At 71.6% G+C, this 12,400-nt stretch carries 13 protein-coding genes; 8 read left to right on the top strand and 5 right to left on the bottom strand.

What is annotated here, in order from left to right; all coding sequences use genetic code 11:
- Positions 1–113: 113 nt before the first annotated feature.
- A complete protein-coding gene (locus tag OG819_RS16260) occupies positions 114–734 on the bottom strand; it encodes a flavin reductase family protein (RefSeq protein WP_266650041.1) in 621 nt (206 codons plus the stop codon).
- Between the two features lie 103 nt (positions 735–837).
- On the opposite strand from OG819_RS16260, the gene OG819_RS16265 reads away from it, so the two are divergent.
- Positions 838–1,797: a hypothetical protein gene (locus OG819_RS16265; protein ID WP_266650043.1), complete on the top strand. Its 960-nt coding sequence runs from the start codon at positions 838–840 to the stop codon at positions 1,795–1,797.
- A gap of 1 nt (position 1,798) precedes the next feature.
- On the opposite strand, the gene OG819_RS16270 is transcribed toward OG819_RS16265, so the two are convergent.
- Together OG819_RS16270 and OG819_RS16275 are read right to left on the bottom strand one after the other, a co-directional pair.
- Positions 1,799–2,713 carry an enoyl-CoA hydratase-related protein gene (locus OG819_RS16270; protein ID WP_266650045.1) on the bottom strand — a complete coding sequence of 305 codons (915 nt, stop codon included), beginning with the start codon at positions 2,711–2,713 and terminating at the stop codon, positions 1,799–1,801.
- 73 nt (positions 2,714–2,786) lie between these two features.
- Positions 2,787–5,012 carry an acetate--CoA ligase family protein gene (locus OG819_RS16275; RefSeq protein ID WP_266650047.1) on the bottom strand — a complete coding sequence of 742 codons (2,226 nt, stop codon included), beginning with the start codon at positions 5,010–5,012 and terminating at the stop codon, positions 2,787–2,789.
- Positions 5,013–5,279: 267 nt separating this feature from the next.
- On the opposite strand from OG819_RS16275, the gene OG819_RS16280 reads away from it, so the two are divergent.
- Together OG819_RS16280 and OG819_RS16285 are read left to right on the top strand one after the other, a co-directional pair.
- A complete protein-coding gene (locus OG819_RS16280; protein ID WP_266650049.1) occupies positions 5,280–5,528 on the top strand; it encodes a hypothetical protein in 249 nt (82 codons plus the stop codon).
- Positions 5,525–6,622, top strand: coding sequence for a hypothetical protein (locus tag OG819_RS16285; RefSeq protein WP_266650051.1), 1,098 nt, complete (start codon positions 5,525–5,527; stop codon positions 6,620–6,622). Before OG819_RS16280 ends, OG819_RS16285 begins: the two co-directional genes overlap by 4 nt.
- A gap of 41 nt (positions 6,623–6,663) precedes the next feature.
- Here the strand turns inward: OG819_RS16285 and OG819_RS16290 are convergent, their stop codons facing one another.
- Positions 6,664–7,968: an NAD(P)/FAD-dependent oxidoreductase gene (locus OG819_RS16290; RefSeq protein ID WP_266650053.1), complete on the bottom strand. Its 1,305-nt coding sequence runs from the start codon at positions 7,966–7,968 to the stop codon at positions 6,664–6,666.
- Positions 7,969–8,243: 275 nt separating this feature from the next.
- Here OG819_RS16290 and OG819_RS16295 point away from each other — a divergent pair, with 275 nt between their 5' ends.
- The 5 genes from OG819_RS16295 to OG819_RS16315 all read left to right on the top strand — a co-directional run bounded on the left by OG819_RS16295 (position 8,244) and on the right by OG819_RS16315 (position 11,785).
- A complete protein-coding gene (locus OG819_RS16295) occupies positions 8,244–8,696 on the top strand; it encodes a DoxX family protein (RefSeq protein ID WP_266650055.1) in 453 nt (150 codons plus the stop codon).
- Entirely contained in the window at positions 8,693–9,103 is a 411-nt protein-coding gene (locus OG819_RS16300; protein ID WP_266625638.1) for a Zn-ribbon domain-containing OB-fold protein, read from the top strand. Before OG819_RS16295 ends, OG819_RS16300 begins: the two co-directional genes overlap by 4 nt.
- 11 nt (positions 9,104–9,114) lie before the next feature.
- The gene (locus OG819_RS16305; RefSeq protein WP_266650057.1) at positions 9,115–9,729 is read left to right on the top strand and encodes a GNAT family N-acetyltransferase; all 615 of its coding nucleotides are present in this window, start codon (positions 9,115–9,117) and stop codon (positions 9,727–9,729) included.
- Positions 9,730–9,791: 62 nt separating this feature from the next.
- Complete coding sequence (locus OG819_RS16310) at positions 9,792–10,679, top strand: GNAT family N-acetyltransferase (RefSeq protein WP_266625634.1); 888 nt, start codon at positions 9,792–9,794, stop codon at positions 10,677–10,679.
- A gap of 143 nt (positions 10,680–10,822) precedes the next feature.
- Complete coding sequence (locus OG819_RS16315; RefSeq protein WP_266650059.1) at positions 10,823–11,785, top strand: LysR substrate-binding domain-containing protein; 963 nt, start codon at positions 10,823–10,825, stop codon at positions 11,783–11,785.
- Here OG819_RS16315 and OG819_RS16320 read toward each other — a convergent pair.
- Positions 11,722–12,393, bottom strand: coding sequence for a pyridoxal 5'-phosphate synthase (locus tag OG819_RS16320; RefSeq protein ID WP_266625630.1), 672 nt, complete (start codon positions 12,391–12,393; stop codon positions 11,722–11,724). The two genes, OG819_RS16315 and OG819_RS16320, sit on opposite strands and share 64 nt — an antisense overlap.
- Between the last annotated feature and the right edge of the window lie 7 nt (positions 12,394–12,400).

Below are 12,400 nucleotides of genomic sequence, written 5' to 3' on the forward strand. Positions count from 1 at the left end.
CGCGGTTCTGCGCGCGTTACAGAAGATCCTGGCCACCTGGACCGGCGCCTGCTCGATATGCGGCCACCCCGCCCCCACACCCGAACCCCACCACAGGACCTAACAAAGCCCTACTAGAGGAACCGCCCTTTGTGGAACAACAGCGGTGCGATGCCGTCGTCACCGTCGTTTGCGCCGAGCGCGTTCACCCGGCCCACCACGATCAGATGGTCCCCGCCGGTGTGCACCGCGTGGATCGTGCAGTCGACCCAGGCCGCGGCGCCCGCGAGACGCGGCGAACCGGAAACGGGCGCCGCGTCGTACACGACCCCGGCGAACTTGTCCGCCCCGCTCACGGCGAACCCGCGGCACAACTCGCCCTGGTGCGCCCCCAGTACGTTCACACAGAACACGCCCGCGCGGGCGATCCGCGGCCAGGTCGTCGACGTACGCCCCACCATGAAGCAGATCAGGGGAGGGTCGAGCGAGAGCGACGCGAACGACTGGCAGGCGAAGCCGGCCGGTCCCGCGACCCCCGCCTCGCCGTCGACGCCCGGTGCGGTGATGACGGTGACACCCGTCGCGAAGTTCCCCAGCACCCGCCGGAACACGGTCTGATCGACCGGCGCCCGCTCATCGTCCCCCACCGCGCGCAACTCCGGCCGCGGCAGCGCCTCGACGGGCCCCGCGACGGTGGAGGCCCCGGCCGACCTGAGGTAACGGACGGCGGCTGCCGCCATCCCTGCGTGTCCCATCACATCACCCATTGAAGCTGACGGGGTGTCAGATGGGAAGGGGCGGGGGCCGGCACGAGCCCGGTGGGGACTACCGGTCCGGCCTGCGCGTATCTTCGCGCCCATGGGGTGGGCGGACGCGGCGCGCAAGCCGGGGCGCGCGGGGCTGAAGTGGGCGGACGCCGATCTGAACGCCGCCGTGGCGGTCTGTGCGGCGCAGCTCCCGGTGGTCGCTGCGTTGTCCTGGCTCGGGACGCTGAACGACGACGATCCGTACGGCGCGGGGTACGACAGTGCCTTCGGCCTGGCCTGCCTGCTCCTCTTCGCGCCGCTGCTCCTCTGGGTCCTGGGCCGGCTGCACGCGGCCGTGCACACGATGCCGGCCGCGACGCTCGCCCGCCTGACGATGCGGCGCGCGGGCGGCCCGGAGTGGGTCTGGCACCTGGTGTTCGTCGGTGTGCTCGCAGTGGTCTGGTCGGCGGTCGGTGCCGCGCTCGGCGGCTGGCTGTTCCTCGTCGGGGCCCTGTGGATCGTGGGGTTCGGGGTGCTGCCCGCGCTCGGCGTCGCATACGTGCGAGGGCGTACGCGCAGGACGGGGCGCGCACCGCGCGGCCGACGGATCTGGCTGGGCTCGGCGCTCGGCTCGATCGGCGTGAGCGTGGTGGTTGTCGTCGCGGGCACGGTGGCGCAGTCCACCGGCCTCATCAAGGAGTACGAGCCCCCGAAGCTCTCCTCCGGTCAACTCGCCGGAGTCTGGCGGGGCGGCCACGGGGCCGTACTGCGGCTCGGCACCGGCGGGCGGGCCGGTCTCACCAAGGTGGCGGCCGAACCCGGTGACCACGATCCGGTCACCACGGAATTCGCGGTGTGCGGCGGGACCGGCACCTGGTTCCTCGACACGGACGGCGTCCACGACCACTACTCCGAGAACGGCCCGGGGGCGCGGGACGGCGTGGTCGTCACCGTCCCCGGGTGCGGGGACGCCACCTTCTGGACCATCGGGGGGAGCGAAGACGAGCCCGAGCTGTACGTCCTGTTCGGTGACCCCGACTCGGGGGATCTGCGCAGACTGACGCGGGACTGACTCAGCGGCCCCGGTAGCGCGGGGTGCGGCGTTCGACGAAGCTCGCGACACCCTCCTGTGCGTCGGCCGTGGTCATGTTGATCTCCTGGGCGGCGGCTTCGGCGGCGAAGGCGGTGCTGCGGTCGGTGTCGAGGGAGGCGTTGACCAGCTGTTTGGTGAGGGCGAGGGCGCGGGTCGGGCCGGTGGCCAGCCGCTCGGCCCAGTCGCGGGCGGTCTTCTCCAGATCGTCGGCCGGTACGACCCTGTTGACCAGCCCGAGCCGTGCCGCCTCCGCGGCCGTCAGCGCGTCGCCGAAGAACATCAGCTCCTTGGCGCGCTGGGGGCCGATGAGACGGGGCAGCAGATACGCGCCGCCGCCGTCGGGGACCAGGCCGCGGCGCACGAACACCTCGATGAACTTGGCGGAATCGGCGGCGAGTACGAGGTCGCAGGCGAGGGCGAGGTGGGCGCCGAGGCCGGCCGCGGTGCCGTTGACCGCCGCGATCACGGGTTTCTCGCAGTCGAGGACCGCGCCGATCAGGCGCTGGGCGCCGAGCCGGATCGTGCGGGCCACGTCACCGGCCACTCGCTCCCCGGCCGGTGGCTCCCCGGCCGACGGCTCCCCGGCCGACGGCCCTCCGCGCAGGTCCGCGCCCGTGCAGAAACCACGTCCGGTCGCCGTGATCACGACGGCCCGTACGTCCGGGTCAAAGGAGGCGTGGGAGAAGTGCCGAATGAGGCGTTCTCGCTGGTCAGGGGTGATGGCGTTGAGGGTTTCGGGGCGGTTGAGGGTGATCCACGAGACGTGATTGTCAGTGGCGTGCAGTACCAATGAGTCAACGGGATCGGCGGGTTCGATCGGACCTGTGGGTTCGAGCGGACCGGCGGGTTCGACCGGTTCGGCGGGATTGGCGGAGTCTTCGGGGGAGGACGTCATGGGGATGCTCCGGTTTTTACGGGGGATGGTGCGGCGGGGCCGGGCGACGGCACGGGCGCTGGTGCGCCGGGACTCAGCGGCAGACGACCAGCGCGTCCAGCGCCACCGCTCCCTGCCCCCTGGGCAGCACCATCAGCGGGTTGATGTCGAGCTCGGCGATGTCGTCCCCGAGTTCCAGCGCCATCCGCTGTACGCGCAGGACGACCTCGACCAGCGCGTCCACATCCACCGGCGGTCCCCCGCGCACACCCTCCAGAAGGGCCCGCCCGCGCAGCTCGCCGAGCATGCCCCGCGCCTGGTCCTCGCCGAACGGCGGCACGCGGACGGCCGCGTCCCGCAGCACCTCGACGAGCACGCCGCCCAGCCCGACGGTCACGGTCGGCCCGAAGAGCTGGTCGTGCGTGACGCCCACGACCATTTCCACGCCCCGCTCCACCATCTGGCACACCAGCACCCCGTCGAGCGAGATCCCCTCGTAGCGCGCGATGTCGGTGAGCTCGCGGTAGGCGTCCCTGACCTGGCTGGCGGAGGTCAGTCCGATCTTCACCAGGCCCAGTTCGGTCTTGTGGGCGATCTGGGCTCCGGACGCCTTCATGACCACGGGGTAGCCGACGAGGCTCGCCGCGCGCACGGCCGCCGCCGCGCTGGTCACCAGCTGCTCGCGCGGCACCCGGATCCCATAGGCGCGCAGCAGCTGCTTCGCCGCGTGCTCGCTCAGCTGCTGCCCCGGCCGCATCAGGGCCTGCGTCTTGCGGAAGGACGGGGAGGGGGTGCGGGGCGCCTCGTCGAAGGGGGAGCGGTAGGCGGCGACGAACCGGTGGTGGTCCAGGTAGGCGCGCACGGCCGTGATGCAGTTGGAGAAGGTCCGGAAGGTGGCGACCTTCGACGAGCCGAGCAGTGTCTCGCGGTACGCGGCCTCGGTGCCGACCGGCGAGCCCCACACCACGCACACCAGCTTGTCCGTCTGTTCCGCCGCGTCCACCAGGTCCTGCGCGAGCTTGTCGCTCATGGGAGGAAAGGGCCCGGTGATCGGACAGATCAGTACCCCGACCTCCGGGTCGGCGAGGATCGCGTCGATGATCTTCCGCCCGCGCCAGTCGCCGACCGGGTGCCCGCCGTTGTCGACGGGATTGGTCACGCTCAGGTACTCGGGTATCCACTGGTGCAGCTCGGCCTGCTTGGCGGCGGAGAGACCGGGCAGGGGCAGCCCCGCCGCCGTCGCCAGGTCGGCGAAGTGCGCGCCCGTGCCGCCCGAGATCGAATAGACGACGACCCCTTCGGCCCGTGGGGCGCCGGCGCGGGCCAGCAGGGCGGCGGTGTCCTGGAGTTCGTCGAGCCCGTCGACGCGGATCACGCCGTACTGCCGCATCGCCGCGTCCACCACCGTGTCGGCGCCGGTCAGCTTGCCGGTGTGTGAGGCGGCGGTGCGGGCGCCGGTCTCGGTGCGGCCGACCTTGACGGCGACGACGGGCACTCCGCGGCGGGCGGCGCGGTCGGCGGCGAGCAGAAAGGAGCGGCCGTCCTTCAGCCCCTCGACGTAGCAGGCGATCGCGCCGATCTGCGGCTGCTCGGAGAAGTAGGAGATGAAGTCGGCGGTCTCGAGGTCGGCCTCGTTGCCAGTGGGCGCCCAGTGGGAGAGCCGTACGCCCAGCTCCTGCATCGCGAACACCGGGCGGCCCTGGTGGCCGGACTGGGTGATGAGGGCGATCGCGGGACCGTCGAGATCGTCGCGGAACTTCTCGAAGGCGTTGAGGTTGGTGTTGGGCCCGAGGAGGCGGAGGCCGGAGCGGCGGACGGCGGCGGCGAGCCGGGCCTGCGCGGCGGCGCCCTCGGCTCCGGTCTCGGCGAACCCGGAGGCGAAGGCGACGGCGAACTTCACCTTGGCCTCGCCCAGTTCCCCGATCACGGGGAGCGGGTCGCCGACGAGGAGCACGGCCAGATCGACCTGTTCGGGCAGGTCGGCGAGGGAGGGGGAGCAGGGGATGCCGAAGACGGACCGACGGGTGGGGTGCACGGGGTGCAGTCGGGCCCCGACCCGCTCGGCCCAGGCGATCAGCTGCCGGGTGATGCCGGTGTTCGGCCGGCCCTCGGCGTCCGAGGCGCCGACGACGGCCACGGACTCGGGACGGAAGAAGCGGTCCAGATCAGGTACGTCGGCGTACAGCGGACGGCCGCTGACGTCCAGGTCGTCGACGTCGGCCGGGCGGCCGTGCACGACGGGTGAGGGCTGCTCGCCGCAGGCGATGACGCGGGCCCGGCGGGAGTCGGTGGTGAGGGTGCCGTGGGTTGATCCAAGCATCGGTCCGCCCGCTCCTGTGTGACAGCCAATTAACTGACGCAGTGTCAGATTACTTAACTGACGCCGCGTCAGGAACCGTCGTGCAAGCAAAAGGCTGGGCGGCGGGGATCCGGATCGTACCCGCCGCACGCGGGGCCGGAACCCGTGGGAGTGCCGCACAACCATCAACTCCCTTTGATCGTCTATGACATGGCCCTGTCGGCTTACGCCGGCCAAGCCACCGCTTCTCTCCTTCTCCTCACTTTTCTTCTCACTCCTGGGGATGTCATGAGACCTGTCTCCTTCGGCCGCGCGCTGCGGCTCGGAGCCTGTACGACGCTCGCGGCCGGACTCGTCACCGTGGGGCTCACCGCCGCCCCCGCGCTGGCCGACACCGAGTCCGATCAGCTGTGGGTCGACGCACCCTCCGAGCAGACCCTGCCGCTCGGCACGGACGGCGGCGCGCCGCAGAGCCGGACGGTCGACGTGGGGATCTACCACGACAACGACCACTTCACGGTGACCGACGGCATGTGACCGTCGACGCCTCCGGGCTGGCCGGGGTCGGCGAGGTGACCTGGCCGGACAACTGCGCACCAAGCGGTGCGACCGCGGTGTGCAGCGTGCCGGACGTGCCCGTGATCGGGTCCGGCTACAGCCGGCAGATCCACCTCGGGATCCGCGCGGCCGACGGTGCGCAGACCGGGGCGCAGGGCAGGATCACCTACGCGGCGACGGCGACCGGCGGCCCCGACGGCACGCTCACCGCGCCCGAGGACAGCTTCGAGACCGACTTCATGGTCGCCTCGGGTCCCGACCTCTCCCTGACCCCCATGGCCGACGTCGAGCACGCGCAGCCGGGCGGCACCGAAACGATCCCCTTCGAGCTGATCAACAAGGGCAACGAGAGCGCGCACGGCGTCAAGGTGAAGATGACGGCCTCGTACGGGCTGGACTTCTTGAACAAGTACGACGCCTGCACCTACACGCGGTCGGGCGGTGACGATTACGCGCCGATGACGGACGCGACCTGCACGTTCGACCAGGTGCTCGCCCCCGGGGACTCCTTCGAGCTGCCCGCGCCGCTGGAGCTGGCGATCGCGCGGCACGCGCTGAACGACCGGCTGGACATCAGTGTCGACCCGGCCGACGGCGCGACCGACCTGGCGAGCCGCGACAACTACGCGGCGCTGCAGATCGGCACGGACAACACTGCGGACTTCTCGGTGACCGGCGCCGCGGTCGCCGGTACGGCGGGCCAGACGGTGACCGCCCCGCTCACCTTCAAGAACAACGGTCCGGCCTGGTTCGCGAACCTCGGCTCCGGCGACCCGGCCGCCAAGGTCAGGCTGATCGTCCCGACCGGTACGACGGTCACCGGCGTCCCCGCGGACTGCGTCCCGCACACCCTCACAGGCGGGTACTACGGGCAGCGGACGGGCGCCCCGCGCTACGACTGCGCTCTGCCCTACTGGGTGTCCGAGAGCACCGAGCGCACCTACGCCTTCCAGCTGCGGATCGACGCGGCGGTGCCCGGCACGACCGGTGAGGTCAGCATCCATCCCGAGTTCGGCGACTTCGCCTTCGACCCGGACACCACGAACAACACGGCAGTGCTCGCCGTCAACTGACGGTGGCCCAGTAACGCCCAGTAACGCCCAGTGATGGTGACTCAGCGCGCGGCGCGGGTGGCTCCCGTGTCGCGCGCTTCCGTCTTCGCCCCGCTTTTCGGCCCCTTCTTAGACCCCGATTTCGAGGCGGCCTTCTGCGCCGCCTTCTCCGCCGCCCTCTCCGCCTTGGCCGCGGTCCTCGCTACCGCCTTCGCGATCTTCTCCGCGTCGAGGGCGAGTTCGCGGAACATGCCGCTGATGGGGTTGGTGAAGCCGGTGAAGTAGAGGTCGGGTGCCTTCTTCGGGGTGCGGGCACCGTGCACGATCGGGCGGCCCCGCCCGTCGAGGACGGCGAGGTGGCCGACGATGCCCTCCAGGGCGCGTACGTATCCCGTCGCGGCGATCACGACGTCCGGGTCGATCCGCTTCCCGTCGGCGAGGACGACCTTGTCCTCCTCGAAACCCTCCACCGCGGCCACGATCTCGACCCGTCCCTTGCGGACGGCGTTGATGAGGCCGACGTCCTGGACGGGGATGGAACCTTCGTTGACGCGGGAGTAGAGGCCGGTCTCGGGGCGGGGCAGCCCCTGCGCCGACAGGTCCGGCACGCTGATCTTGGCCATCGGCCCGGCGAGGGCGTCGACGAGGCGCACCGGCAGCCGTCGTACGAGGATCCCGGTGAACTGGGCGGCCCAGCCGGCCGTGGAGCGGCGCACGATGTGCGGCGCGGTGCGCACGGCGAGCCGTACCCGGGAGGCGCCGCCCTCGACCAGGTCCACGGCGATCTCGGCGCCCGTGTTGCCGATGCCGACGACGAGGACGTCGCGGCCGGCGTAGGGGGCGGGGTTGCGGTAGTCCCCGGCGTGCAGGAGCTCACCGGTGTACGCGTCGCGGCCGGGCCAGTCGGGCAGGCGCGGGGTGTGGTTGTGGCCGGTGGCGACGACCACGGCGCTGCCGGTCAGCTCGCGGCCGCCGGTGGCGTGCAGCAGCCAGCCCTCGCCGCCCGGGGCGGGCTCGACGCGGGAGACCTCGACGCCCGTGACGATCTCCAGCTGGTGGTGCTCGGCGTACTTCTCCAGGTAGCGCACCACGTTGTCGCGCGAGACCCACCGCCCAAAGGAGCGCGGCATCGCGAGGCCGGGCAGTCCGGACAGCCGGCGGGTCGTGTGCAGGTGCAGCCGGTCGTAGTGGCCCCGCCAGGACGCTCCGACCTGGTCGGACTTCTCCAGAACGACGGCCCGTACGCCCTGGGCGCGCAGCGCGTACGCCGCGGCGAGCCCTCCGGGACCGCCGCCGATCACGTACACGGGGCGGTCTGTGTGGGACGGCACCGGGCGGGGTGTCGGGGAAGCAGTCGAGTCGGCCATGAGCGCGAGCGTAATCACGTCGTCACTTGATAGGTCTCGGTCAAGCCCGGAATCGGTTGCGAACTGATCACGACTGTAGGAGGAGTGGGTGGGGCCGGTGGCGTAGGTCACTTGGTTGTGTTCGAAGGGTGGTGATGAGCGGTCAGGGGCGATGAGGGGTGAGGACGGGTGAAGAGGGGCGAACGGGAGGGGAGGGTGGCGTACGCCTCTTGCGCGGGCGCTCTTCGTGCGCTGAACTGACGTACCGTCAGATATCGAAGGGGGCGTGGACTGCCATGGACACGATCTGGCTCGGCGGGGCGGAGTGGCTGGCCGTGCTGCGGATCGGGCTCGGGCTGTGGTGGCTGGAGAGTTGGCGGCACAAGGACAAGAAGGGCTGGTTCGAGCGGGGGACCGGGATCGCGTGGGCGGCGGACGTCGCGGGCAAGCACCGGTGGACCGCGGTGCGTTCCGGCTTCGACGTCGTGGTCGCGCCCCGGCCGCGGACGATGGCGTACGTCGTGGTGTACGCGGAACTGGCCCTCGGGCTGGGACTGGTGGCCGGGTTCCTGACGCCGATCGCGCTGGTCGGCGGGCTGCTCCTCAACATCCTGTACTTCACGCTCATGATCCACGACTGGGCCGAGCAGGGGCAGAACGCGATGATGGCGCTGATCTCGGTCGTCGCCTTCTTCGGGATGGGTTGGCAGACATGGTCGCTGGACAGCGCGATCGGGCTGTTCTCGTGAGCGGGGAGCGTGCGTCGGGCGCGGCGCGTTTCGATGTGCCCGAAGTCGACGCCTTCACCCGGCCGTACTGGGACGCGGCGGCGGAGGGGCGGCTGCTGATCCGCCACTGCGCCGGCTGCGACCGGGCCCACCACTACCCCCGCGAGTTCTGTCCGTACTGCTGGAGCGAGGACGTGCGCTGGCGGCCCGCGAGCGGGCACGCCACGCTCTACACCTGGTCCGTCGTGCACCGCAACGACCTCCCGCCGTTCGGCGAGCGGGTGCCGTACGTCGCCGCGGTCGTCGACCTCGCGGAAGGGCCGCGGATGATGACCGAGGTGGTGGAGTGCGAGGGCGACGCGCTGCGGATCGGGATGGGGCTTGAGGTTGCTTTCCGGGCTGGGGTGCCCGTGTTCCGGCCCCTGTGAATAATGGCCGGATGTCCGACGTTCACGAGAAGTCTCCCGCCCACCCTTTCCCCGTGATCGAGGGCCACGGTCTGCGGCTGCGCCCCTGGGACCCGGAATCCGAGGCCGATGTCGCGACCTGGCTGCGCGGGCTGACCGACCCGGAGTTCCAGCGCTGGAACACCCCCGTCAAGGTCGTCCGGGATCTGGACAGCGCCCGCGACTCGCTCCGCTCGCGCGCCGAGGCCGTCGCCGACGGCACCGCCGTCGCCTTCTGCGTCACGGACGCCGCCACCGGCACGATCCTCGGTCACATAGGCGTCAACGACATCAACCACGTCATACGCGTCGGCATCGTCGGCTACTGGGTCCTTCCGGAGGCCCGCGGCCACCAGGTCGCCACCCGCGCCCTCGCCCTGGCGGCCCGCTACGCCTTCGGCGCCGTCCGTCTGCACCGCATCGAACTCGGCCACGCCCTCGGCCACGACGCTTCCTGCCGGATCGCCGAGCGGTGCGGGTTCCCGTACGAGGGGACGCTGCGCGAGGCGATGTTCGAGTCGGGGCGGCACGACGCGTTCCGGGACGTCCACCTGCACGCACGGATCGCGACGGACCCGGAGCCGACGCTGCCGGGCGTAAGACTGTAGGCCTCGCCGGACGCCCGGAAAATCGGAGCGCCGGGCATGCCGTGAGCGGGATCATGCCCTGCATGACTCGTGACGCGCACGGCTGGGTGTTCACCCACGATCTGGACGAATTCCTCACGAGCGCGGGGGATTTCCTGCGCTCGCGGCCCGCGGCGCACACCGTGGCGCTGTCCGTGACCGACGCGCTGCGCAGACGAGGGCCGGACGTGTACGGGCAGGAGGCGCCGTTCTTCGGGCGGCTGGCGGACGTGGACGGCCATGTCGACGGGGTCGGTGGTGTGTCGGCCGTGCTGTTCCACACTCCGCCGTACCAGCTCAACCTCACCGACCTCCCGGCGGAGGACATCGACGCGCTGGCCGGGCGGCTCGCGGGCGAGGGGTACTCGTTCCCGGGCGTCGGCGGTCCGGTGGACACGGCCGCGGAGTTCGCCGCCGCCTGGGAACGCCACGCCGGCTCGCGGGCCCAGCTCAGGAGAAGCGAACGGCTGTACCGGCTCGGTACGCTCACGCCGCCGACGCCCGTCCCGCCCGGCCGCGCCCGCGTGGCCGGTGAGGGCGACCACGCGCTCGTCGCGCGCTGGTACACCGAGTTCGCCGGGATCTTCGGGCAGAACGAGAGGCAGGACCAGGACCGCTGGGCCGAGAGCCGCATCGCGTACGGCGGTGTCACGCTCTGGGAGACGCCGGACGGTACGCCGGTGGCCATGGCCGGAGCGACCCCCCTGATCGCCGGGCAGATCCGGGTCGCCCCCGTCTACACCCCGGCGCCCCTGCGCGGACGCGGCTACGCGGGGGCAGCCACAGCCGAGGTCAGCAGGGCCGCGCTGGCCGCCGGAGCGGACGAGGTGCTCCTCTTCACCGACCTCGCCAACCCGACCAGCAACGGCCTCTACCAGCGCATCGGATACCGCCCCGTCGCCGACTTCGCCGTCTACGATTTCGTGAAGTAGCGGCCCTCTTCGAAGTCCTCGACGAGGGCCGGGCCGACCGGGGCGCGACCTGTTTCGAAACGGTGCATACGTTTCAGGTATCACGGCAGGTCAAGGCCGGAAGTGTGCTGTCAGTCCATGAGTGCGGGCGATAGCATGAAGGCATGACGTCCGACTCGTCGCCGCCTCCGGTGGACCTCGATCTGCGCCTCGTGCGGTACTTCACGGTCGTCGCCGAGCACCGGCACTTCGGCCGTGCCGCCACCGTCCTGCGCATCGCCCAGCCGTCCCTGAGCCGGCAGATCCGCCGCCTCGAACAGCAGCTCGGCGCGCGTCTGCTGGACCGCACCCCGCAGGGCAGTCGGCTCACCGAGGCCGGCGAGGTCTTCCTGCCCCAGGCCAAGGCGCTGCTGCGCTCGGCCACTCAGGCGGCGGCGCGCACCCGGGCCGCCGCCCAGCCCAGCCGTGTCACCATCGGCTACACCTCCGGCCTCATCGTCACCCCGGCGGTGCGCGAGATGCGCCGGCTGCACCCGGACGCCGAGGTGGTCGCCCAGCACCTCGTCTGGAACGACGCCCACGCGGCCCTGGTCGAGCACCGGGTGGACGTGGCGGTGACCCGCCTCCCGATGCGGACCGACCAGCTCCACGTCACGATCCTCTACGACGAGCCCCGCGTGCTCCTCGTCCCCTTCGACCACCGCCTGGCCGGCAAGGAATCCGTCACCCTCGACGACATCGCCGACGAACCCCTGCCCCGGGTGTCCGACTCGTCCTGGAACGCGTTCTGGCGCATCGACCCCCGCCCCGACGGCAGCCGGGCGCCCGACGGTCCGCTCATCGAGGCCCTGGAGGACAAGTTCGAATTCATCGCCTCCGGGCAGGCCGTGGCCATCGTCCCGGCCGACCCGCGCGTCGACAGAGTCCGCCCCGACCTCACCACGGTCCCCCTGCACGGCGTCGAACCGAGCCACGTCGTGCTCGCGACCCGCGCCGACGACCGAAGCCGCCTCGTGACGGCCTTCCGCAAATGCGCCCAGGCCCACCTGACCGGTCCCGAGTCTCAGGGCCAGAGCAGCTCCTTGCGCCAGCCACCGCCCTCCGGAGAAGGTTCCGTGCGGCGGTAGACGAGCCGTACGTGCCGACGCCTCGCGTCACCCTGGAAGAACTCCACCTCTTCCGGCCGGAGGCGGTAGAGGGTCCACGTCGGGGCCGGGGCGTCGGGCTCGCGCTGAGCGCGGTCCCAGGCCTCGTCCGAGACCCGCCCCAACTCCGCTACGGAACCCAGCACTTCACTCTGTCCGCCCACGAGCGCGGCGGCCAGCGCCTCCGTCGAACGGGCGTGCAGATCCGCCTGCCCCTCCTCGGCCAGGGCGACCTCGACCGGCCCCCGCAGCCGGATCTGACGGCCCTGGGCGGGCCAGTAGAACCCCAGAGCCGCGTACGGGCGCGCGGCCAGCTGGCGGCCCTTGCGGCTGGTGACATGGCTCGCGAAGGCCCAGCCGTCCGCGTCCGCGCCGTGCAGCATCACGATCCGGACGTCGGGCAGCCCGTCCTCGTCCGCCGTCGCCAGCGACATCGTGTGCGGTTCGCTCTGCCCCGCCGCGACCGCGTCCGCGAACCACTCCGTGAACAAGGGGAGTGGTTCGGCGGGTGTGGATGCCGGGTCGAAGGAGGGCAGCTCTACGTCCCACACCCGCAGTGACCTGAGCAGCTCGTGAAGATCCGTTCCCATGCCCCAA

Source organism: Streptomyces sp. NBC_01549, assembly GCF_026339955.1.
In the GTDB taxonomy this organism is placed as follows: domain Bacteria; phylum Actinomycetota; class Actinomycetes; order Streptomycetales; family Streptomycetaceae; genus Streptomyces.

Coding starts and splice junctions, on each gene's coding strand:
- OG819_RS16295 (WP_266650055.1), top strand. CDS start 8,244: ATGGACACGATCTGGCTCGGCGGGGCGGAGTGGCTGGCCGTGCTGCGG.
- OG819_RS16270 (WP_266650045.1), bottom strand. CDS start 2,713: ATGACGTCCTCCCCCGAAGACTCCGCCAATCCCGCCGAACCGGTCGAA.
- OG819_RS16265 (WP_266650043.1), top strand. CDS start 838: ATGGGGTGGGCGGACGCGGCGCGCAAGCCGGGGCGCGCGGGGCTGAAG.
- OG819_RS16305 (WP_266650057.1), top strand. CDS start 9,115: ATGTCCGACGTTCACGAGAAGTCTCCCGCCCACCCTTTCCCCGTGATC.
- OG819_RS16260 (WP_266650041.1), bottom strand. CDS start 734: ATGGGACACGCAGGGATGGCGGCAGCCGCCGTCCGTTACCTCAGGTCG.
- OG819_RS16275 (WP_266650047.1), bottom strand. CDS start 5,012: ATGCTTGGATCAACCCACGGCACCCTCACCACCGACTCCCGCCGGGCC.
- OG819_RS16310 (WP_266625634.1), top strand. CDS start 9,792: ATGACTCGTGACGCGCACGGCTGGGTGTTCACCCACGATCTGGACGAA.
- OG819_RS16315 (WP_266650059.1), top strand. CDS start 10,823: ATGACGTCCGACTCGTCGCCGCCTCCGGTGGACCTCGATCTGCGCCTC.
- OG819_RS16290 (WP_266650053.1), bottom strand. CDS start 7,968: ATGGCCGACTCGACTGCTTCCCCGACACCCCGCCCGGTGCCGTCCCAC.
- OG819_RS16320 (WP_266625630.1), bottom strand. CDS start 12,393: ATGGGAACGGATCTTCACGAGCTGCTCAGGTCACTGCGGGTGTGGGAC.
- OG819_RS16280 (WP_266650049.1), top strand. CDS start 5,280: ATGAGACCTGTCTCCTTCGGCCGCGCGCTGCGGCTCGGAGCCTGTACG.